19 protein-coding genes and 1 pseudogene are annotated in these 22,814 nt (G+C 49.3%); 12 read left to right on the top strand and 8 right to left on the bottom strand.

Going from position 1 to position 22,814, the window contains the following annotated elements:
- Positions 1 to 38: 38 nt before the first annotated feature.
- Entirely contained in the window at positions 39 to 1,349 is a 1,311-nt protein-coding gene (gene ruvB / locus F4Y64_04010) for a Holliday junction branch migration DNA helicase RuvB (protein MXX96763.1), read from the bottom strand.
- A 48-nt stretch (positions 1,350 to 1,397) separates the two neighbouring features.
- A pseudogene (locus F4Y64_04005) lies at positions 1,398 to 1,595 on the bottom strand (Holliday junction branch migration DNA helicase RuvB).
- A 122-nt stretch (positions 1,596 to 1,717) separates the two neighbouring features.
- Here F4Y64_04005 and rpoN point away from each other — a divergent pair.
- The 8 genes from rpoN (at position 1,718) to F4Y64_03965 (ending at position 8,758) form a co-directional block, all read left to right on the top strand.
- Positions 1,718 to 3,160 carry an RNA polymerase factor sigma-54 gene (rpoN, locus tag F4Y64_04000; GenBank protein ID MXX96762.1) on the top strand — a complete coding sequence of 481 codons (1,443 nt, stop codon included), beginning with the start codon at positions 1,718 to 1,720 and terminating at the stop codon, positions 3,158 to 3,160.
- A 156-nt stretch (positions 3,161 to 3,316) separates the two neighbouring features.
- On the top strand, positions 3,317 to 3,559 hold the full coding sequence (locus tag F4Y64_03995) for a hypothetical protein (protein ID MXX96761.1): 243 nt from the start codon (positions 3,317 to 3,319) through the stop codon (positions 3,557 to 3,559).
- Between the two features lie 158 nt (positions 3,560 to 3,717).
- Positions 3,718 to 4,848 carry an aromatic ring-hydroxylating dioxygenase subunit alpha gene (locus tag F4Y64_03990; GenBank protein ID MXX96760.1) on the top strand — a complete coding sequence of 377 codons (1,131 nt, stop codon included), beginning with the start codon at positions 3,718 to 3,720 and terminating at the stop codon, positions 4,846 to 4,848.
- On the top strand, positions 4,845 to 5,909 hold the full coding sequence (locus F4Y64_03985) for a ferredoxin--NADP reductase (protein ID MXX96759.1): 1,065 nt from the start codon (positions 4,845 to 4,847) through the stop codon (positions 5,907 to 5,909). The genes F4Y64_03990 and F4Y64_03985 overlap by 4 nt, the downstream gene beginning before the upstream one ends.
- 406 nt (positions 5,910 to 6,315) lie before the next feature.
- On the top strand, positions 6,316 to 6,537 hold the full coding sequence (locus F4Y64_03980; protein MXX96758.1) for a hypothetical protein: 222 nt from the start codon (positions 6,316 to 6,318) through the stop codon (positions 6,535 to 6,537).
- A 204-nt stretch (positions 6,538 to 6,741) separates the two neighbouring features.
- Entirely contained in the window at positions 6,742 to 7,005 is a 264-nt protein-coding gene (locus F4Y64_03975) for a phosphoribosyl-ATP diphosphatase (GenBank protein ID MXX96757.1), read from the top strand.
- A gap of 12 nt (positions 7,006 to 7,017) precedes the next feature.
- Entirely contained in the window at positions 7,018 to 7,866 is an 849-nt protein-coding gene (locus tag F4Y64_03970; GenBank protein ID MXX96756.1) for an ATP phosphoribosyltransferase, read from the top strand.
- Positions 7,867 to 7,897: 31 nt separating this feature from the next.
- The gene (locus F4Y64_03965) at positions 7,898 to 8,758 is read left to right on the top strand and encodes a serine hydrolase (GenBank protein ID MXX96755.1); all 861 of its coding nucleotides are present in this window, start codon (positions 7,898 to 7,900) and stop codon (positions 8,756 to 8,758) included.
- A gap of 125 nt (positions 8,759 to 8,883) precedes the next feature.
- Here the strand turns inward: F4Y64_03965 and F4Y64_03960 are convergent, their stop codons facing one another.
- From F4Y64_03960 to F4Y64_03935, 6 genes are all read right to left on the bottom strand, one after another.
- Positions 8,884 to 10,338, bottom strand: a complete 1,455-nt coding sequence (locus F4Y64_03960) for an arylsulfatase (GenBank protein MXX96754.1) — start codon at positions 10,336 to 10,338, stop codon at positions 8,884 to 8,886.
- 106 nt (positions 10,339 to 10,444) lie between these two features.
- Complete coding sequence (locus F4Y64_03955; protein ID MXX96753.1) at positions 10,445 to 11,587, bottom strand: DNA methyltransferase; 1,143 nt, start codon at positions 11,585 to 11,587, stop codon at positions 10,445 to 10,447.
- Positions 11,587 to 12,447 (bottom strand): hypothetical protein, encoded by an 861-nt coding sequence (locus F4Y64_03950; GenBank protein ID MXX96752.1) that lies wholly within the window; start codon positions 12,445 to 12,447, stop codon positions 11,587 to 11,589. Before F4Y64_03950 ends, F4Y64_03955 begins: the two co-directional genes overlap by 1 nt.
- Before the next feature lie 708 nt (positions 12,448 to 13,155).
- The gene (locus tag F4Y64_03945; GenBank protein ID MXX96751.1) at positions 13,156 to 13,389 is read right to left on the bottom strand and encodes a hypothetical protein; all 234 of its coding nucleotides are present in this window, start codon (positions 13,387 to 13,389) and stop codon (positions 13,156 to 13,158) included.
- A 57-nt stretch (positions 13,390 to 13,446) separates the two neighbouring features.
- Positions 13,447 to 13,821 carry a hypothetical protein gene (locus F4Y64_03940; GenBank protein MXX96750.1) on the bottom strand — a complete coding sequence of 125 codons (375 nt, stop codon included), beginning with the start codon at positions 13,819 to 13,821 and terminating at the stop codon, positions 13,447 to 13,449.
- Between the two features lie 471 nt (positions 13,822 to 14,292).
- Positions 14,293 to 15,876, bottom strand: a complete 1,584-nt coding sequence (locus F4Y64_03935; protein ID MXX96749.1) for an aminotransferase class V-fold PLP-dependent enzyme — start codon at positions 15,874 to 15,876, stop codon at positions 14,293 to 14,295.
- 205 nt (positions 15,877 to 16,081) lie between these two features.
- Here F4Y64_03935 and F4Y64_03930 point away from each other — a divergent pair, with 205 nt between their 5' ends.
- The 4 genes from F4Y64_03930 to F4Y64_03915 all read left to right on the top strand — a co-directional run bounded on the left by F4Y64_03930 (position 16,082) and on the right by F4Y64_03915 (position 22,663).
- Positions 16,082 to 16,699, top strand: coding sequence for a bifunctional 4-hydroxy-2-oxoglutarate aldolase/2-dehydro-3-deoxy-phosphogluconate aldolase (locus tag F4Y64_03930; protein ID MXX96748.1), 618 nt, complete (start codon positions 16,082 to 16,084; stop codon positions 16,697 to 16,699).
- 572 nt (positions 16,700 to 17,271) lie between these two features.
- A complete protein-coding gene (locus F4Y64_03925; GenBank protein MXX96747.1) occupies positions 17,272 to 18,183 on the top strand; it encodes a DUF4007 family protein in 912 nt (303 codons plus the stop codon).
- Positions 18,184 to 18,300: 117 nt separating this feature from the next.
- Positions 18,301 to 21,735, top strand: coding sequence for a hypothetical protein (locus F4Y64_03920; protein MXX96746.1), 3,435 nt, complete (start codon positions 18,301 to 18,303; stop codon positions 21,733 to 21,735).
- A complete protein-coding gene (locus tag F4Y64_03915; protein ID MXX96745.1) occupies positions 21,728 to 22,663 on the top strand; it encodes a phosphoadenosine phosphosulfate reductase family protein in 936 nt (311 codons plus the stop codon). Before F4Y64_03920 ends, F4Y64_03915 begins: the two co-directional genes overlap by 8 nt.
- Positions 22,664 to 22,814: the final 151 nt, after the last annotated feature.

The following is a 22,814-nucleotide window of genomic DNA, read 5'->3' as shown; positions in this document are numbered from 1 at the left end:
AAGCTGAATCAGCCGAAAGAAACGTATGGCAATCGGTTTCATTCGGAAGGTTCTGCGTTTTGATCGTCAAAAAGCATTGGCATTTCGCCAGGAATTTTTCGGTTGAGGTGCTGATAGGCCCGTTTCGTAGCAATACGTCCACGAGAGGTGCGCTGCATATATCCTTCCTGGATCAGGTAGGGCTCGTAGACTTCTTCGATGGTACCTGATTCTTCACCCACCGATACGGACAGAGTCGAAAGTCCGGCAGGTCCCCCATTAAATTTATCAATCAGACTCAGAAGAATACGTGTGTCCATTTCGTCGAGTCCTTCTTTGTCTACATCCAGTGCGGTGAGTGCCCGGTCAGCTGTTTTAAGGCTTATACGACCATCTCCTTCGACTTGCGCAAAGTCCCGTGCACGACGCAGGAGGCGGTTTGCAATACGCGGGGTCCCCCGGCTTCGGCGGGCAATTTCCCATGCTCCCTCCTTTTCGATTGAGACGTTCAAGATGTTCGCGGAGCGTATCAGGATCGCTTGGAGCAGTTCGGCACTATAATAATCATATCGAAAATCTATCCCGAACCGACTTCGCAAGGGAGCCGTCAATAATCCTTTTCGCGTGGTTGCTCCAACCATTGTAAACCTGGGTAGTGGAATCTTTACGCTTCGGGCATTGGGGCCACTGTCAATGACAATATCGATGTAATAATCTTCCATGGCCGAATAGAGGTATTCTTCGACCAATGGGGACAGCCGATGCATTTCGTCAATGAACAGAACGTCGCCTTCTTTCAATTTCGTAAGAATTCCTGCCAGATCCGCCGGCTTATCAAGTACGGGGCCGGATGAAGTCGTGATTGAGGCCCCCATTTCCTCTGCAATAATATGGCCAAGCGTTGTGTTGTGGTTACAGAATCCGTTCCCGATAAATGAATGTGAGCTGGGAACGACAAAATCGAATGTTTCCGCCTCAGATGACTCAATCCGAGTGACCGTAGACCACTCAAACTTGTCCGTTATTTTTGGTCTTTCTGTACGGAACCCCTCCAGAGCATCTATATCTCTACCCGTCAGACCAAGGCCCTTCCGGGCCGTAGGCAAACTCTTTGGACACACCAAAACACCGTCCCCCACCTTAATGGATGCGAGAGATCGCCAAGTCAAATACCCTTGCGTTTCTGCCAGTAGTGGATGTCTTGGTGTGCCTTCTATATGCTGACCACAGTCCGTACTGAGGCGGATCGTGGGCCCACGCCCACTCGCATACACATGCGACGTATGCTCGGCTCCACATGCCCCCACAACGGTCACGGTATGCTCCCTGTATTCACCAGGTCTCAGGTCATCTGGAATCAGACGGCCCATAGGGACATCGCCCTCTGGAGTTTGGATTTGTGTTTCTGCTGTCACACACTTCCCTAATCCCGGAGGGCCAGACAAGAGCACATGGTCCAGTGCTTCTTCGCGCTCCTGAGCAGCCTGCATAAATATACTCAGATTGCTCTTGATTTTATCCTGGCCGATGAACTCTTTCAGCCTTCGCGGCCGAAGTCGTCTCTCAAAGTCCTCATCGTGCATTTTGGGTGCAATGGTACCCGGGCGGTCAGTCATAAGTATATAGGAGCCGTATTGTGTATTGCATAAATTATTCAGTATGCAAGCTGCAAACCCAGTAGCTACCTGCTACGTTTCAAGTACGAGTTGCGGCTAAACATAATATAGATCCTCAAAACATGCTGAATCTGAGTCAAGAATTACGGCTGCAGCAAAAGCTGTCTCCTCAGCAGATCCAGTACATCAAATTATTGCAACTGCCAACACTTGCTTTGGAGCAGCGCATCCAGCAGGAACTGGAAGCGAACCCTCTTCTGGAAGAGGGTGCACCGGATGAAATCACATCGGGATCTGAGGAAGAGTCCACAGAAAGCAGTAATGAAGAAGAATTTGATCTGGAAGACTTGCTCCCGGATGTAGATGACCTGTATGGATACAAAGCCCGCGTAGACGATCATCAGGAAGACCGAGAGATGCCAATCACGTCCGCGGAATCCATGACAGATTACCTGCGCAGCCAAAAAGGATTTTTGAGTCTGGACCGGCGGGACACATTGATTGCAGAACAAATCATCGGATCCATAGACGAGGACGGTTACCTAAGACGAGAACTCGCTTCGATCGTCGATGATATTACGTTCAATTACCGGGAGGAACTCTCAGAAAAGGATGTCCTACGTGTCTTGCGTCGTATTCAGCGGCTTGACCCGCCTGGCATTGCAGCACGCAGCGTACAGGAATGTCTGCTCATCCAGTTGGAACTGATGCCAGAGGACACTCCCGGACATGCTGTTGCTGTTCGGGTGATCACCAAGCTGTTTGCCGCTTTTTCCCGAAGACAGTATGGGCGGATCAAAGAACGTCTGAATATTGACGATATCACTCTCAAATCTGCTATTGACCTGATCCAGTCCTGCAATCCGAAGCCTGGTGAGGGTGCAATCACGCCTCAGGAAAACTATGTAACACCTGATTTCCTGGTTCGGAAAGCGGATCAATCGTTTGTGATTCAGCTCAATTCCGGCAATTTCCCATCACTCTCAGTCTCCAAACCTTACCGGGAGATGATGGAGAAGATGTTTGCAGACAAGAAGTCGGATTCAAAAAAGACACCGGATGCCCAAACAAAACAATTCCTTCGGTCCAAGCTTGAGTCGGCAAAATGGTTTATTGATGCCGTGCAACAGCGCCGCAAAACCATGCTCTCGGTCATGCGCGAGATCGTCTCCTTCCAGGAAGCCTTCTTCACCTACGGGGAGGGGTATTTGCGCCCACTGATCCTCAAGGATATTGCTGAGCGAATCAGTATGGACATTTCCACGATCAGCCGCGTGGTGAGCGGCAAGTATGTCCAATGTGATTTTGGTGTCTATGAGCTCAAGTATTTTTTCTCTGAAGGAGTCGCGACAGACGCTGGCATCAACGTGTCGAACAAAGAAGTCAAGTCCATCATCGCAGGGATGATCGAGCAAGAGGACAAAACGAATCCATTGACAGACCAGGAAATCACAGCCGGCTTGAAGGAGCAGGGATACCGTATTGCACGACGTACAGTCTCCAAGTACCGAATGCAACTAGGGATGCCGGTCGCTCGGCTGCGAAGGGAGATTGTTTTAACCTGATCACAAATATCAGGTGTCTAGTGATTTGTCCCCTTGTTGAAGGTTTGGATACGCCGTGAGTTACAACGAAACAGCCTTCTGGAACCGACCTGCGTGTTTCCCGCCAATGACACGGCCCACAAATAGATCGAATCGTATATTGGCAGACGGTCCAGTGTGCCGACACTGTGGTCCACGGGCTTTGACCGTGCAGATCTCGTCGCTCTGGACCAGTCCATTCTTTTGGCAATAACTACAAACAACGGATATACAAATGCAAAACCACCGGAGTCCCCACACCCCGCGTTGGGTCAATGTCGTCGCGCTGGCCGTGTTGCTCGTTGCAACATTAATGAACTGGATGTGGATCTGGGGGATATTGTTCATCTACTGGGCCGTCCCGGCTTTCCTGACCAGTGAAACGCATCTAGTGGGATCGATCTCGAGAGATACACAGCCGGTGATTTTCTGGCTGGTAACGGTGCTATGGATCGTGTTGGGCATAGTGACTATTCTTTTAGACCTGGCTCCAGGAGCGGTTGAACCGGTGCTGGGAAGCTAACATGTCTGGACGCATGTTGCATCGTTTACCAGTCGAAGCCTATACCGGGCAGGACTGGTACGAACGCGAGCAGGAGATAATCTTCTCGCGCACATGGGCCTACGCCGGATTTGTAGAGGATGTGGCGGAGCCGGGTGCTTACACGTCTATTCGTGCCGGACTCAACGAACTATTCATCGTTATGGGCCGGGATCGACGACTCCGAGCATTCCATAACGTGTGCAGGCACCGCGGTACGCAACTCCTGCGAGCAGTGGGAAAGACCGAGAAGGCAATTACCTGCCCATACCACGACTGGACCTATGATCTAGAAGGAAACCTGCTGTCAGTACCCGATGAACAGCGAGAATTTGGTCAGATAGATAAAGCATGCTACGGCCTGAAGGCCGCCTCTGTTGATGTTTGGCGCGGAATGCTGTTTGTGCACCCTGATCCGAATGCCGGGTCGATTATGGACTGGTTTGGTGAAATTGAGCCGCACTTGGGACCACATGACGTAAATGCTCTGGTCGAATACCCAAACACACGGAACACCTACGAAGTCAAGGCCAACTGGAAGATCGTTGTTGAGAACTACATTGATGTATACCACTTGTCCCACCTTCATTCGGGGACCCTGGCCATGTATGATCATGCGAAGGCCAAGTATGGCTTCGTTGGTCCACACTACGCATTCTGGGAGCCCCTTGCGCCTGACTATGCAGCCAACATCGCACGCAATACACCGATGCCGCTAATCTTGCCTCCCGATCAATTGGGAGCATGGGTGCCTATGCTATTCCCGGGTATCGGATTGGCGGAGAATGAATCAAGCTGGTCAACCTTTACGATCACACCCCTGGCTCCTGACCTGTCCCGGGTTGAAAACCGGACACGAGTAAAGAAAGCGTCCATCTTTGCTTTCGCGAAGCAATCTGCTCGCTCGGCACCATTTTGGCGACGTTCGGTTTCGGGCAAATACAAATCCGGCGACCACGATGATCCGATGACCTCGGGCGACTTCACCGCGGAGGACGTGTACGCTTGCGAACAGCAGCAGCGTGCGCTGAAGAGCCCCTACTTTGAGGTCGGACCTGCAGCACAGGGCGAGAGCCCAGTAATACAGCATCAGGAAGTTGTGTTACAGTATATGGAGGGTCGTACGTGATTCATGGATTTCACAAGCTGACCGTTGCCGCGGTACGGGAGGAGATCCCGGGACTCGCCCGGAGTGTGGTATTTGATGTTCCTTCCACACTGGCCAGTACGTTTCGCTGGCAAGCCGGTCAGCACGTAACGTTCCAGTTCCAAATAAAGGGCGAAGAGGTTCGGCGTACGTATTCGATCTCTGAAGCCCCGCTCCAGAACGCTGCACTGCGCGTCACGGTTAAGCGTGTGCAGAACGGACTCGTATCCAATTACATCAACGACAATATTGTGCCAGGCAATGTGATCAATGTAGCTCCGCCCTTTGGTAGTTTTTGCCTCAAGCCAAACGTGCGGGCACGCCGGACCTACTACTTCTTTGCCGCAGGAAGCGGTATCACGCCAATCTATGCCATGATCCGAACGCTGCTGGCGACCGAGCCATATTCTGTTGCATACTTGGTGTACGGGAACGCTGATGCACGTTCAACAATTTTCTGCACGGCGCTGACTGAACTTGAGGCGGCTTCTGAGGGTCGTCTAGTTGTCCGCAACGTATTGTCACGCATGAGCTTCTGGTCATTCGAGACTTGTTGGAGGCGAGGCCGTATAGGTGCGGCTGCAGTAGCTCAGTTTATAGCCGAGCATCCGCCCGAAGCGCAGGACACGCAATATTTCATCTGCGGACCGGGAGGAATGAATGCAACAGTCCAGACAGCGCTCAGGAATATTGATGTACCCGACAACAGAATCCGGCTGGAGAGCTACGGTGGTGCCAGCGCGAAGATGGATCTCTCGGTCGACGGCTGTGAGTCCGCGGCCAGGATTACGCTCAACGGACAAACACTTCAAGTATCCGTCAAAGCGAGGCAGACGCTGCTTGAAGCCATTCGTGCCGCCGGAGGTGAGCCGCCGTACTCATGCCAGTCTGGCGTTTGTGGATCCTGCCGTGCCCGGATCACTCGGGGAACCGTACACATGCGATCCCGCATGGCGCTGGAAGACAAGGAGATTGCAGGTGGTGCAATCCTGACCTGTCAAGCAGTCCCCACCACGCCGGAGGTAGTCCTCTCTTTTGACTAATGTCCTATGTCGTCAATTCGTGAATAGACAAAACCCTGATTTTCAGGAACGAATTCAAAGTCACGGTTGCTTTTGTATTTGTGAGGAGTGCACTTGGGATTTGTTTGGCCGAATTAGGGTTGTTCCGCGCGGGTGCAAATGGTTTGTGCCTCGAGGGGGATTGGATTCGCATTGGCTGGACGTACGTGCCCCTTGTGCACTGACATTCGGAAAGGAAAAACCAAGCCTACGATACCCTTTTAGAATATCATTTCTTTGTTTGGATTGCGTATATCGGGTTTTCTGCGTGTAAGTGGGTTGCATACGGCACGAAAATGTAACTTTGGTCCGATTTTTGCCGTAGTGATTGGGTGATAGAGCGAAACATTGAACTTTAGTTGCTTCTGACACGCTGCAAAACGAGAAAATGAAAAATTCAAATCCACTTGGAAGACTGTTTGCACGGTACTTAGCTGGCCAGATTGAAGAATCTGTCTGGAAGCGTTTCCTGTCCGCGTTGGAATCGTTTGAATCGATGCCGTCAGAGCGTTCAGCCTTGATTGCGTTCTTCGATGATATCCTCGTAGGAACCGGAGGACGCACGGCACCACAACTCGATCGCTTACTTGCTGAGGCGGTCAAGGCCTAGCGTCTGTTAACAGTTGAAATAAATTCGGGGAATCCTCATTCCTGCAGGGCCAGCATCTCGTGATCTGGCCCTTTCTTTTATCTTTCCTGAAGGTAGCATTGCCTTTTGTGTTAGATTGCGCCAATACAAAAGCCTCAGCAGACGTGTATAAGCATTTGGCGAGGCCTTGCATTTTCCAACAATGACCCCCAATCAGTATTCAATATGAAGCGGTTCGAAGATCTTTTTCAGGAGTTGAAGGATAAAATAGATCGACAAGACACAGAATCTGGCACCGTCCGGGCGGTGCACGCAGGTTCCCACGAAATTGGAAAAAAGATTCTAGAAGAAGCTGGGGAGGTCTGGATGGCGGCCAACTACGAAACCCGAGAACGCACCGCAGAAGAAATCTCTCAACTGCTCTACCATATTCAGGTGATGATGCTCGCCTGTGACCTGTCTCTGGAAGATATCTACCGTCACCTCTAAGCTGCTTTTCAAATGTTGCAGATTGCACTACCTAATAAGGGAGCACTCGCCTCGGATACTGTAGAACTGATTCAGGCAGCCGGTTATAAATGCCGGCGCTCAGGCCGTGAGTTACGCATTCGAGATACGGACAATCAAGCCCTATTCTATTTCCTGCGCCCTCGTGATATTGCGACTTATGTGAGTAACGGGGTCCTTGACTTGGGTATCATTGGCCGGGATTTTCTGAATGAGCAGCAGGCTGGCCTGGAAGAAATTCTCTCTCTCGGATTCGGGACAGCGCGGCTGTGCTATGCAGGCCCGCGTGACCGCAACCTTACCCCGGACCAGTTTGATGGACTCCGCATCGCAACCTCGTTCAGTCACCTAGTTTCAGCTGATCTAAAAAAAAGAAAAATCCAAGCCGAGATCGTACCTCTCGACGGAGCTGTTGAAGTCTCCATTCAACTGGGTGTCGCGGATATTATTGCTGATCTTGTCCAGACCGGACGTACCCTGGAGGATGCTGGACTCTCTGTCATTGGCGAACCAATTCTACACACTGAGGCTGTATTGACTGGCCGCACCGGAACGGTTGAGGCCAAGTCAGCGGCAGGTCTGTTCGTGCGACGCATTCAGGGAATCCTCTTGGCCAGAACTTATGTGATGATCGAATATGGATGTCCCCGATCATCGCTCGAACGTGTGTGTGAGATCACCCCCGGCATTGAATCACCGACCATTGCTCCTCTGAGTAAACCAGACTGGATTGCAGTGAAAGCTTTGGCGAAACGTGAAGAAGCCAACCAGATTATGGACGATCTGGAGCGACTTGGTGCAACGGGGATTGTGATCACTGATATACGTACCTGTAGAATCTAAAACCGTGAATCGTTCCCTTTTCAGACTGATGATGCTGATCCTGATTGGCGGAACTGTACTCTCATGCAATGAGCCCGTTACGCTGCAGGACAAAATAGAGACTGTGATCAGCGAGTATCCTAATGCTACGGTCGCTGTAGCGATTCGGGATGCAAGCACACAAACCACTCTGGACATACTTCCCGACCGCCCTTTTCATGCTGCTAGCACGATGAAGGTACCGGTGCAGATTGAAGCATGGCGGAGAGTTCGGGACACTGGCCTTTCCCTGGACTCAACCCTTGAAGTAAAAAACTCTTTCCGCTCAATTGTGGATGGGACTCCCTACCGTATTGAGGAGGATTCGGACGATGCGATCTATGAACGGCTGGGAGAACGCATGACGATCTCGGACTTGATCTATCAAATGATTACTGTATCGTCCAATCTCGCTACGAATCTTCTGATTGACTTTTTGGGAGCAGAGCCTGTTCAGGAAACAGTCAATTCTCTGGGAGCTCCCGGTATGCAGGTACTTCGGGGAGTAGAAGATCTCAAAGCCTTTGAACTTGGTCTCAGCAACTCAACGACAGCCCGCGCTTTGGCAACCCTCTTAGAGGCCATCCACCAGGGAAAAGCAGTCAGCCCCGCGGCAGATAGCAACATGGTTGAGGTACTGCTGGACCAGGCATTCAATGAAATGATTCCCGCCGGACTCCCGTCCGACGTACTGGTTGCACACAAGACCGGGCAAATCACGCGTATTCATCACGATGCCGCCATCATCTACCCACCAAACTCCCCACCCTATGTTCTGATTATTCTGATTGAGGGATTAGAGGATGATGCCGACTCAGCTGCTCTGGGGGCAGGAATCGCACGCACGACGCACGCTGAATTGCGGGGCGAATAGTCAGGCCCCCTCCGTCCAGACTACCTGTATACCGGATACTTCTCACAGCCTTGCAAGTGGCAATCATCGGCAGGAGAGTTCGGTGCAAAGATGCCAGACTTTTCTGATGATTAGCTACTGCGGCGTCATGGATTCACACGAACCTTGTCTATCAGATTACTCAATCTCGTAACCATCTCTGGATAGTTTGGGGCAAGGTCATTGAATTCCCCGATATCTGTACGCAGATTGTATAGCTCAAACCAGGTCCGTTCGGGCTCAGCAAAACGTAGTAGTTTCCAATCTTTTTGGCGGATAGCCTGTACATAATGCCCACCCCAACCGTTGTTGAATTCCCAGTAAAAATATTCGTGCTGGGCGACTGGTCCCTCGTCGCGCAGCAGATTTTGCATCGAAATTCCATTAGTAGATGGTCCAGATGTATCTGCAAAATCTGCAAGCGTAGCAGGGATATCCCAGCTACCCCAAGGATGGTCGCTCACAATGCCTCCTGGGATGATTCCGGGGCCCCAGGCAATCGCAGGTACTCGGATACCGCCTTCGTATAAATCACGTTTTAGCCCGCGCAGAGGACCATTGCTTTCAAAGAAACCGGGATCAGCTCCGCCTTCAATATGTGGACCATTGTCACTGGTGAAAAACACGATCGTGTTGTCATCCAATTCAAGATCGCGGATATGATCCAGTATCCGGCCAACATCTCTATCAAGTCTGGAAACCATACCTGCAAATGCTGCATGAGGTTGCTTCTGTCCACGATAGGTGCCAATGACGCCACAACAGGGAAATGGTTTTTCTGGCATTAGGAGACTTTGTCCCGTACTATCCAGATAGGGTCTCATGGACTCCGACGGCACCAAAAGTTCCGCATGCACCAGCGGATAAGGGAGGTATAACAGGAATGGATGATCCTTGTGACGTGTAATGAAATCTAGTCCCGCTTCCGTAAATAGATCCGGTGTATACTGTGTCGTATCAACAGGTACTTGTTCTGTTTTGCCGTTCTGAATACTGAACAGGTGATCTGTATAGTATGAGTGTGCGTGAACATGCCCCAGGTACCCCAGAAATTCATCAAATCCCTGCTGGTCGGGTGCGCCGTTTTCCGGTGTTCCAAATCCCCACTTACCAAAGATTCCCGTGGAGTAATCTGCTTCCTTCAGTACTTCAGCCACAGTTAAGTCTGTTTCTTGAAGCCCGGGTCCGGCATTGGATCGTGTATGTGAATGCGCCATGTCTACACCTGTCAGGAGGGCTACACGGGATGGTGCACAGACGGTATGTCCGGCATAAAAGCTCGTGAACCTCATTCCCTCCGCGGCCATTTGGTCAAGTCTTGGCGTATGAATTTTCTTTTGACCATAGGCCCCCAAATCACCGTAACCAAGATCGTCTGCCAGTATCACAATAAAGTTTGGCGGCTGCTCTTGCGCTGTTTGTTTGGAGATGTGCTCGGAAACAGATGCACTAATCACGGCATTTGATTGACTGGAGGTATCTGCAGGTTGGTAACCGGACAGCTGTATGCTCAATATCAGGAACGAGATTGTCGAGAAAGTGGCCTTCAGTGGACGTTGCATGATGTTATCGGACAAAAGCAGGGTGAATTCTTAAGCAGGTTTAAGACACCCGCGATTCAACTGATATAACATGTTTTGTCGCCGGAGCTATTCTGGAGCTCTACACTCACCCTTTATCAATGAGAAACAGATACTCGCAATTTGGCGACTCAGCGTCACTCAACCACTCATTTGTCCATCTCATGTTTGCCATCACATTACGTTTGTAATTAATCTTGACAAACTCTAGCACTGTACCACAATTTCGAATCATTGAGTCTATTTCAGTAGCGGTGGTACGCCCACCGGAGCTGTAAGAGAGGATAATCCATTTCGCACGGGTTGAAGCAATCAATTGTTCAAGTGCCTCAACAGCGAAATATCTTCCTGTGGCCGGATTCCTCCTGAACTCTTCAAATACAGAAGCTGAGAGCTTGTCAGAAGAATCCAATCTGCGCTTTGCTTTTCCAAAGAGTTCCGGTTCGTCATTCAGGCAAATACTAGTCCATAGGTGATAGTAGGCCGTGTATCTGACTCGTGATGGTGGCATCTTCTCATTATTGGAACCATAAGGGGGATCGTAATATGCCAAATCGACATCAATCCCGGAAACATCGAATACATCTCTTTGCAGTACCCGATTATCCTCCTCAGAGATAAATAATTTTGGTATTTCCAACCGGAGCATATTGAAGGAGCGTCTTGACCATTCTCTCAAGTACGATGCAAAATGTCCAATTGTGCTGTCTACACGATCAAGCCCCAATATAAGACTGGTCAGTGCGACCGCATGCTCTATTGGAGAAAGACCCATTCTGTCTATCTCCGATCGGATCCCGTCTAGTTTGCGTGTATTATGAATCTGCCAAGGTTTCTTGAGACCGTCCTGCTCCACTGACAGTTGACCAATGCGAGAAACGATTCCGCCATAGTGTTTTGTAAACCAGCCGGTTTTTGGAGGAACAGCATTTAAGTGGTTGATAATTCCTTCGTAGTGCATCCTAGGCATCTTGTTCATTAAATAACAGTTCCCGAACACCTTGGACCACTCAGATACATCATTGCAAACGACACTATATCCTGATCTTGCAAATGCTTGCGAAACACGAGTAGTGCCGGAAAATCCGTCTAACACGCTCTTTGCCCCGGTCCGGTGTGCAAGGCGCAGAATGTGTGGCAGTAATTTGAGTTTGGATCCGGCATATTTAACTCCCTCTGTTACAGGAACAGTAACGACAGGATCGCCAAACAAGGTGTAATTCACTGACATTATCTTTTCTGGGTCGACTCTTTGATTTTGCTGATGTCTTCGTTTATTACATCTAAAGCAGTTTGGTGACCACTACTGCTTGCCACAAGGGCACAAGAAAATAGCTTTACTAAAACCTTGTTGTGGGAGTAATCTATCCAACCATCTGTGACGCTCGTAAAAAATTTCTGTGCCCTGATAGTGTGAGTCCAGAGCCCACGCTGTAGTGCATTCGCAGATGCCCCACCATATCTTACTTCGCAGATGTAATTGTCATCTGAGTCGTAGAACAAATAAACCGGGTGTTTTCGCCCATGGCCATGATCTATACGTGTAATCTTCGCGACCGCATTTCGAGCTTTAACTGAATCAAAAACCATTATATTGCAGCGTTTAGTTTTTTCATCATATATCAGTGGCAGTACATTCGCAGAATAAAAATCATCAAATGCAGAACTATCCAAAACATTGAAAATTCGGTTCCTATCAGTTATGATTACACCCTCCTCAGATAGCCTCGGAAACATCGTATATGATTTGTTAGTGGATAATTGCAAGGGCCCATTTCCGTACGCTTTCAGGCTAATTGGGAATTCCGTTTTTGTTATCTCATTGACGACCTTGATATCTTCTTCACGCTTCTTGGCCCTGTATAAATCTTTTCCCACATGAATTGAATGGAAATCATACATGTACTGATTGATAAATTCCGATATAGCAATTTCTGCCAAGTCCCCATGTGTCTTGTTTCCGATAAGACGCATTGTGAAAATATTACTCAACGTAAGCGTGATAATCTCGGGATTTTTCGAGATCAATAGCCGGAGGCGATTAACAAAGTCAGGATAAGGATTGTCCTGCTCGCTTGATATTCTTTCCATTATATGTGAGTACTGAGTGAGCTACCAAGCAGCTTAGGCAATTTAGAAATGGGGACTCAATAATTACTTAACCCTCGTTGGGACAGCTAATTATGTATTTTTTTTTTGAAGCCATATACATTAGGTGTTCCCGAGCATTAAAGTTCCAATTTATTGCAAATAGTTGAATTATTTCCTCAACGATTTATTCCAGAAACCATTTAGCGTACCAAATCACATAACTCAGGTGTTAAGGAAAAAATCCTGCGACCGTGCCAAGGCCACTGGGACTCTATGGCAACCTATTTTTCGCATTATAGGACCAGCAGAAGCTCATTTTCAACAAAGGAAATGTTTGAAAAATGTGTCCGACCGGTAACCCTATGCTGCACGTTTCTTTCCTTTACTTCGCAGATTAGAAAGGGCGAAGAATTATCTACACATATAACAAAAGATACAAAAGTGGCATTTACACTCTGGATTGACCGCGGGGGGCGAAACATAAGGCGTATTACGTTGCATTCGGAGCATCCTCACATACTCGGGTTTATATGATTATTCCGGACAGTAAAAGTAAAAACCCGGCCACCAGTAACCCCCACTGCCAGCGGACTAAAGTATTATCCCATCCTGCATTATCATGCAAGAACACGGCACCCGCCCCCAAAGCAAGAGAGAGAATTAGAAACAAAAGACCCAAGAGCATCATGTATCCAGATCCTCAAGATCCTACCCCGTTTCTGTCTTGAACATCATGGCTGTCATCTCAGACACGAAGCTACCCACATCGGCCCACAATAATTCTATATACAGGCGCACGACATACGCTTCGGTGGTTACGATCAGGTGACGGGTAAGGCGTTGCAGATCCCAGGGCGATTCGATTGATTCCGATAGTTCCTTATGTTCAATCACTAGGCGTTCCAGTTCCTTCTCCACATCCTCATCGTTCAATTCCGGCACTTGCTCGACCTTGGATTCGCAGGGCAGGTCCAACTAGGGGGCAATTCAGCAAGTTGATCAGTCATAGTACCTGCAGAGATTCTCGTATTCCCGCTCGATAATTTCCGGCAACCGTGACGCATTCGGACAGGTCAGATATTCTCCGCCCTGCAGACGACCCAGCCGTTTGTTCTCTACGGGGTACCATTGCTTACCTTTGCCATCACGTTCCCAAAACTCGCAGACGACCTCATCGCCCCGCAGCTTGAATTGCCGGATTCCTCCGCCATTCAAAGCCCCTTCTGAAACGTGTAACTCAACCTCATCTTCGCTTGTCCAGTATATCTGGAAACGCGGATCACCATCGATTACAGGTACATTCCTTGAGTACCGTTCACGATCCCGTATTTCTTTGATCTTTTCACGGTCACCAAGTTCATAATTTCCGCTCATTCGATTCCCCCCTTCGGGGCGATTGATTTTGTGTTCGTAAACTCATGTGTAGCGATTACGTTTGCCCCCCTGCAGAACCCTCGTTCCCGCTCAGGCCGTTTCAGTTCAGGAATTATCTTGCCTCTTCTAGGGGGGATTGCCCGCTGGACCCCAGGAGCAAGTCCGAGGGATTCGAAGGATTTCAACTGGAGCCGCCAAAGCAACCCACTTGGATGATCAGATTAATCGGTGGTGCGCACACCATCATCCCTGCGGTCGGCACCTTCCTCATGGATATTGGATAAGGACGGGCGGCTAAACAATCCCGGCTCCAGATGACATTCGAAACGTGGACAGAGATTGCAAATCCGCTCTCCTATCCCGAGTAAGCCAATAATGTGTCACGTTGTAGCCCATGGACAACCCTGGAACTGAGACCTCATTGTGCCTGTTGAGCAGAACTCCGGCAATAGGTCAGAGAGTGTGGCGTGATCAACTCTCTTTCAGGGCCCTGACATGCTCGCTCAGAACCTCAAGCGCTTCATCGATGTGTTCCAGGTGCGTTCGGAATGAGCCGACCGCCAAACGTAGTACTACGGTCCCCCTGATCCTCGTGGATGTCAGGAATACCCGACCATCCCGATGCAGGTTGTTGACCAGGGCGAGATTAAATTCGTTTGCATCGCGATCCTGCCAACGCTTCATAATCCTCTCGGCTGGGTTGTCGATCAGGGCAAGATTAAACTCGTTTGCATCTCCCTTTTCGGGGACATAGCGGAACGTAACAATAGATAAATCTGGTGACGGACCAACCTGAACCCCCTCGAAACTTTGGAGACGCTCATACGCGTACCGGGCCAGGTGAATCTTTTCCGACAAAGCCGAGCGGAATGGAGCTACTCCCAGAAGTTTGAGAGGCAACCACATGCGGAGCCCCCGAAAATGTTTGGATAATTCGGGAGATAAATATGCCGGAGAAAGTTCGTGGGCATCCGAGTCCATATCCCGCATGTATTCACCGCGACCACCATGTGCCGGGCCAAGGAATTCCTGGTCACGCACCAGGAGCGCTCCTGTACCAAACGGCAGGAAAAGCGTTTTATGTGGGTCTAGTACCAGGGAATTTGATTGATCCATGCCGGAGAGAACCTCCTGGCCTTCTGGACAGAGTGCGAAGAACGCGCCGTACGCACCGTCAATATGAAACCAGAGATGGTTTGACCGAGCAACGGAGGCGATGTCTTCCAATGGGTCTACCGTACCCATATTGGTCGTGCCGGCGGAAGCGACAATCAGCCACGGGTTCAGGCCAGATGCTCGATCAGCAGCAATCGTTTTCTCAAGTGCCTCGGCAGACATCCGGTAGCGATCATCTTCAGCAACCCTGCGCCGTATTGAACTACCCATACCCGCAATGCGGAGCGCCTTGTCCACACAATGGTGTGTGTGCTCGGTCATGTATATGACTGCACGGTCATAATCAGCTCCGCGAAGTCCACTTGCCTCACGCGCAGTAATCACCGCAGACAAATTGGCAATACTTCCGCCAGAAGCCAGATAACCGCCAGCCCCTTTGGGATAGCCGACAACCTCTGCCATCCAGCGGATAAGCATATTTTCCATACGAACAGCCCCAGGAGCAGAGTGAAATACCCCCGCATATCGCCCACCGATGGCTGCGAGAAAATCGCCAAATGCTGAATGTGGCAACCCACCAGACGGAATGTAGCCGAGATATCGGGGAGACCCCGAATTCAGCCCCTCGTGATCCACGTAATCATACATAAGTTGTAATGTGTCATCCAGCGAGATCCCTGTCTCAGTGATGGGCGAGGACAGTAATCCCACACTCCGCTCCTTCGATTTAACAAAGGCAGGAGTCTCGCATACATTTGAAATATGCCGACGGGCGTATCTTTCAACTTTCGTAAACAACTCTCCCAACTCCTCTTGAGTGGGTTCAAGCGCACGGGCCTGCTGCTCAAGTTCAGCCAGAAATTTCTGATTCACTGAATTCTTCCTAACATCGTGTTGCCCGTTGGTGTTGGATGCGGGAACCTGAACTGAATGATTCATGGTGGTAGTATCTTTGGAGAGTTGATAAGAGGCCCCGTGCACTCTGAATTGAGTGAGCAGAAAAGCGTTCACGGAGGCCAATCCTGGTCGCATATATCGAATGGGAGATACGACCAGCTACACTCTATCTAGGTACGAACATAAACCCAAAATGCTCCACAATTTGTGAAAAAAGATGGACAATCGAAGAGCCCGGACCCAAAAAATGCTTGCATCAGGCGCAATTGCCGTTTTGCGTCTCCGAGAAGCATTGCCACTCAAGCCAGCGGTCGATGCACTCATACGCGGAGGGATTACGGTTCTTGAAGTTACTCTGACAACTCCGAACGCGCTATCCTCAATTGAGGCGCTGCGAAAATCCTACGGCGCAGAGATCTTGATTGGGGCTGGCTCGGTGATCACAGAAGAGCAGACTCATGAGGTTGCTTCGGCAGGAGCAAGCTTTATCGTGAGCCCAATCACAAAGAAAGAGGTAATCCACGCCGGGCACGCTTGCGGCTTACCGGTTCTGCCAGGTGCATTGACTCCCACCGAAGTGCAAATCGCTCACGAATACGGGGCGGACATGGTGAAAGTCTTTCCTGCAGAACAGCTGGGATTGAGTTATATAAGAGCGCTTTTAGCTCCGCTACCACATTTAAAATTGGCACCAACAGGAGGCGTAACTCCCGAAAACGCAGGTGAGTGGATCCGTGCAGGAGCCGCCGCCGTGGGTTTAGGCAGTGCTCTGTTTGATACAGAGGCTATTCGAAGTGGTCAACTCTCAACACTGACCGAACGCGCTCGCACCCTATGTGCAAATATCGCAGAAGCACGGGAATGAGCCTGATTTATAGTATAAGATATCAAGTAACCGAGTGGAATCTCACCCCTGAGAGTATTTCGGAAAACCACGATTCTGGGGTAGTGGTGGTTGACAATAGCATTTATTCAAATCGGTCGCAGCTTGGATTCCATTGATAAGTAACTGCATGGCTTGGAATGTCAATTGTTAGATCATGGAGTCTACCAGCCTCTGTTGCTTTGCACGTAGAAGACTATTCGGTATGGTTTCCGGTTTTATGAACCCTAGTGACCTTCTGATCATCGACCGGTTAAGGTTTAAGTTCTGGCCTATGGGATGACGTCGAGAACATAGGATAGGCGACATTTCAATACCAATCCATCGCAGGGATCTCAACGAGCCCTTGCAACTCATCTTCGACTTGTAACGTTTTATTCTTCGTGAGACGGCTCAAACATGGCTTCTTAAAGAGACGCTAACCCGTCACAACTCTAATGTAATAACCTCTGTTTGGTCAAGACGAATTGGGAAGCTGGTGGACACTTTGTTTGGAACAGATAAAAAACAAGAGATTTTTTTCAAATAATCCTGAACAATCAGTAAAGGTGGTTATGGCCTCACAATTTTCATTTTCTGGCCACGAAACATTTCCGCTACGACTCATGTGGTTGAAAAAGGCGGTAGATGCGATTAACAATAATAGCATTATCTTCCAATCGGACTCAGCAATGGCTGAGTTCGGGGTCGGCAAGAATATGGTACGTGCGATTCGGCATTGGGGACTTGCTACAGATGTAATTGAGGCTGATCCTTATGCGGAGGAACGGAGTGCCTTACGCGTTACCGAGTTCGGAGTGTATTTGTTAGGAGAAAACGGAGTCGACCCCTACTGTGAAGACACGGGCACGCTTTGGCTATTGCATTGGCTTCTCTGTCGGTCATCTAACCGAGCTACTCTCTGGCATTTCATATTTGGCCACTGGCGGGGGGCAGGCATTGAGCTTCGGAGTTTACAGCCGATATTAGAAAAGTGGTTAGATGAGAGGAGCTCTCCTATGCCTTCGGATTCCACACTCCTCCGAGATTTGCAGTGTCTGCTGAGTACTTACGTTGCCCGACACAGAACGGACACTCACTTGGAGAGTGTCGTGGAATTTCCACTTGCCTCCTTGGGTCTACTATACGAAAATAGAGGTGTGATCTACTTGCGCGAAGGTCAACAGCGTGGGCTTCCGCCCGAAATTTTTGCCTATGCGGTTCTAGATTACTGGGACCGAAATTTCAATACATCGGAGTCGCTGTCTGCTCATAACGTAATTACACATCGGGCAAGCCCAGCACAAATTTTTCTGCTTAGTGAGAAGCAAGCTTATGAACTAGTAAGCCGTATTGAGACATTTGAGGAGATCCCATTTCGCTTTGATACCACTGCAGGCGTTAACCAGTTTTACCGATTGCCGGGAGCCACTCCCCAAGCTATGCTGGAACGTTACTACGCCCATTCTTTGCAAGCGATCACTTGAATTTTCTGCATGACTGTCTCTGTCCAAGGTTCTTTTCACCGCAGCGTCAACCTAACACGTGATTTCTACGGTACTCAAGGGTTAGGTAGCTACATCGTTACGTCAAAGGCCCGTGAGATGATTGAGAGAATAGTTGAGATACCATCCGCCACTCAGATGATTGGGGGAGCCTGGTCAATCACCGGCCCATATGGTGGAGGTAAAAGCTCCTTTGCGCTGTTCCTTGCTCACCTTCTACATAGAAATGATGACGCAGTCCACAAATTGTCCGATGCCGATCTGGCCCTATCTAAAGAGCTCGATGATGTGTGTGGTGGCATATTTTGTCCGGTACTAGTAGTTGGATCACGTGAGCCGCTAAGTAAGGCACTGCTGCGTGGATTGATTAATGGTACGTCTTCTTTCTATAATTCCTATGAGCGGAAACGAGGACAACCCAGCAAGAAGGTGAGAATTTGTCGTGCTGCGCTTCAAACAATCATGCAAGAAGCAGAAGCAGCTGCATCTTCCGAAATCAGTGATGACATCGTAATCGATCTGTATCAGCGTACGGCTGCAGCCGTACGCACTGCATCCAATGGGGGGCTACTACTAATCGTGGATGAGCTGGGCAAATTACTCGAATATTCGGCACTCTACCCAGATCGAAGTGATCTGTACCTTCTGCAGAGACTTGCTGAACGGGCTTCTCGTAAGAGTGATACGTTGGACGAAGCTGCTCCAATCCTTATCATAACAATTTCACACCAGTCGATTGAGCGCTACTCTGGCCGCATGAGTAGCTCACAGCGCGATGAGTGGCGCAAAGTTCATGGCCGCTTTGAAGACTTTGCATTTGTTGAGCCTATTAGCGAAACATTACGCCTTTTGGCAGAAGCTATACATCTTGACGAACCAGATAGGTTGCCCAATGATTGCTCCACTGTGGTAGATAAATTACTTGATACGATCACTTTTCGACCGGTAATAGACAGTGTACGGGTCAGTCAACATCTTGCGAGTGCTCTTCCGTTACACCCTGCCGTTAGTCTGATTGTTGGACCTTTGTTTCGCCGCTTGGCTCAAAACGAGCGTTCGCTGTTCGCTTTTTTGGCCTCGGGAGAGCCGAGCAGTTTTCTGGACTTATTCAAAAGTCGAGATCTATCCAGTGGTACCTCACCTACACGGTTACCTCTCTATCGTCTTGATCATCTTTACGACTATCTCGTAGGCTCTGTCGGAACGGCGCTGTTTAGTCAACATATGGGCAAGCTTTGGGCTGAGACTGAAGCCACTCTCTCTAGACTAAAATCCTCGGATGAGCTTGACGAACGCTTGGTGAAGCAGATTGCTATGCTCAGTTTTGCAGGCCCACTTGCCGGATTGTCACCCACCAAAGATGTACTCTATGCCACAGCTGACGCTACGTATGAGGCCGTGAATTCATCACTGGATTCGCTCATCACTGGTCGGCATGTAGTATTCCGCCCGTTTAAGGGCGAGTATCACATTTGGCAGGGCAGCGATTTTGATCTAGATGCTGCTCTTCAACATGCCCGTAATCAGATCTCTACTCGTACTCCACTCTCAACTCTCCTTGCTGCCGTGCTACCCCCAACACCAGTTGTGGCTCGTCGCCACTCTTTCCGCACGGGTACTACACGCGTCTTTGAGGTGCTTTACGCATCAGAGATGGACTGGCCTGAACTTTTAGAGAAGCCACGTCACTATTCCGATGGACGCATTATTTATGTGCTCCCTGATCAGGACGGTCAGGAAGAAAACTTGATTTCCTCAATCCAAGAATTGATAAATGATCCATTAACATTGGTTGCTGTGCCCGATGGTGTATCAACACTTCATGAGATCGTACGTGAATTTGCCTATCTAAAGTGGGTGCGCGATCATGCTGACGAGTTGCAAGGTGATAAAGTAGCTCGCCACGAGGTGGATCAGCAGCTCACTGATCTAAAGGGCTATGTTGAGCAGCGACTCACCTCCTTACTGGTCGCGGATACTGATGGTCGTAACCCTTGCACTTGGATCTACCAGGGTAAGCATTTCCGTCTTACCAATGAACGGTCTGTACAGAATAAGTTGAGTCAGATTTGCAATGAAGTCTTCACACACTCGCCGCAGATTTGGAATGAACTGCTCAACCGCCAAAAGCCCTCTCCGAGTGCGGTAAAAGGATTGAAGATATTACTCAAGGCCATACTTGAGCAAGAGACTGTCAACCGGCTGGGTATCGAAAAATATCCGGCAGAGTACGGGATGTATGCTTCGATACTTCAGTCCACCGGGATCCATCGCCAATCGGAAACCGACCCTGAACTTTGGTGCTTTGGTCAGCCCGATTCCACGCAACACTCCGGCTGTGTAGCTATCTGGAAGAAGGTTACGGACATACTCCTTGAAGCAAGAGGACGGCGTGTGCCGGTGAAGCAACTCTATGATCTTCTCCGTCTCCCTCCTTATGGAGTGCGTGCGGGACTGATGCCTGTTTTCCTGTTTGCAATTATTAAGTCTGCTGAAGATGAAATAGCTCTCTATGAAAATGGCACGTTTATTCCAAGTATTGAATTTGAGACGATTGAACGTTTCCTGAAGAGCCCAGAAAAATTTGAGCTACAGTGGGTCACAATTGAAGGTAATCGAGCAGAGCTACTTCATAGCCTCGCCCCATTAGTTGGACTTTCAAAATCGGTTCAAAGACCTCTACCGTTAGCACTACGTATACTGGAACGCATACATGGCCTGCCTCCCTATGTGCGTAGGACTGGCACACTCTCGCAAATCGCCTTAAACGTACGTGAGGTTCTTCATCGCGCTGTCGAACCAACTACTTTGCTCTTTGAGGATCTGCCGGAAGCTTGTGGTGTCAGTTCTTTCTTAGCTAACAATGAGGCTTCCCCGCGCGACGTGGGGGCTTATACCAAGCATCTTCAGAAAGCCCTGCGTGAACTCAGCGGAGCATATGAATCTCTCCTCGCAGATCTGGAGACGAAGATTGCAAATGTTTTTCGACTAAAATCCAAAACATCTGAAGACCGCCGCCATGAACTCTCTGAGCGGGTCCGTCTTTTGCTTCCCCACGCAAGTGACATAAAGCTTAAAGCTTTCTTAGTTCGTGCCACTGACGAGATTCTTGACACCCAAAGTTGGTACGAATCCTTAGCTTCACTCCTCGCGAAGCGACCGCCAATGCAGTGGAGAGATGAAGATGTACCTTTATTTTTCAATGCACTTCGTGAGGTTGCCCGCAGATTCTATATGCTTGAGCCAATCGCTTTTGACATACAGCAAGCACAAGGTGAAATTAAGTCGGCTAAAACCGGCTCTTTGCTTGTGGAGAGAATTCGGTTGAGTGTTACGATGCAATACAGGGATGAGCACGAACAAATCATAAGCATTCACCCTGAAGATCGTGACCATATCATGAGGGTATACAGGAACCTCAGGGATCAATTGGCGGAAGAAAATGTAACTACTGAGACAAAAATTGCGGCGTTAGCCCAATTATCCAACGAACTGCTCGCGGAACGCGAAGAAGTCACGAAATCCAATGAGTGAGACACGACACATTGTTGCTTTCAGTGGGGGCAAAGACAGTAGTGCACTTGCCATTTATCTTCATAATCCTGAGCGCTGGTGTAAAGTGCTCGGTAAGTCAAGTACTCCCCGGCGGCCACCCCTAGAGGAAGCCGAATATGTGTTCTGTGATACCGGTACTGAACTTGCCGAGACATACGACTACCTTGATCGCCTCGAGGCTTACCTTGGGCGACCCATTCACCGACTTCGGGCCAAAGTACCACCTACCAGCCCCGATGAACCTGACAAAACACCGTTTGATCACTATTTAGAACTCTATGGTGGATTTCTTCCGAGTCCAAACGTTCGATGGTGTACGCGGGTCCTGAAGCTAAAGCCATTTGAAGATTATATCGATGAGGATCCTGTAATCAGCTATGTTGGCATTCGAGCCGATGAGGGCGAATGGCGTGTAGACCGAAAAACCCGACGCAAGTATTTTCAGCACCGCAAAGGCTACATTAGCACGAAGCCTAACATCACTACGGTTTTTCCTTTCATTGAGGATGGTCTTGAGAAAGCTGATATCTATCGGATCCTCAATGACAGCGGCGTTGGATATCCAGAGTATTATCGTTGGCGTTCTCGAAGTGGATGTTACTTTTGCTTTTTCCAACGCAAAAGTGAGTGGGTCGGACTTCTGGAAAATCACCCAAGTCTGTTTGAGCGGGCTAAGTCCTACGAAAAGATTGATCTGGAAAACGGTGAGCTCTTTACATGGTCAGACGCCGAATCACTTGAAGAACTGTCCACCCCAGAACGTATAGCTGAAATCAAGCACCGCACCAAAATGCGCGAAGAACAACTGCGTAACCGTCGTGCCAACATAACGCTGATGGAGCAATTTTTTGACGAAGTGCGCGATTTGGAAAACAGCAGCACTGGATGTACTATATGTCACCTGTGATATTTTCGTCATACGTGAGGCTGTATTTTGTTGCAGTGTTTAGATTCCATTCCGAAATGCAGGTGTGCCGGTGACTGCTTATCAGAGAATCAGGACTGCTGTGGGGGGATATTAGGCATAGACCTACGAGTATGCGCTTAGGATATACGGT

It is taken from the genome of Rhodothermaceae bacterium (assembly GCA_009838195.1).
Taxonomy (GTDB): domain Bacteria; phylum Bacteroidota; class Rhodothermia; order Rhodothermales; family Bin80; genus Bin80.
The sequence above is the reverse complement of the archived record's forward strand: the minus strand, read 5'-3'. Positions and strand labels throughout refer to the sequence as shown.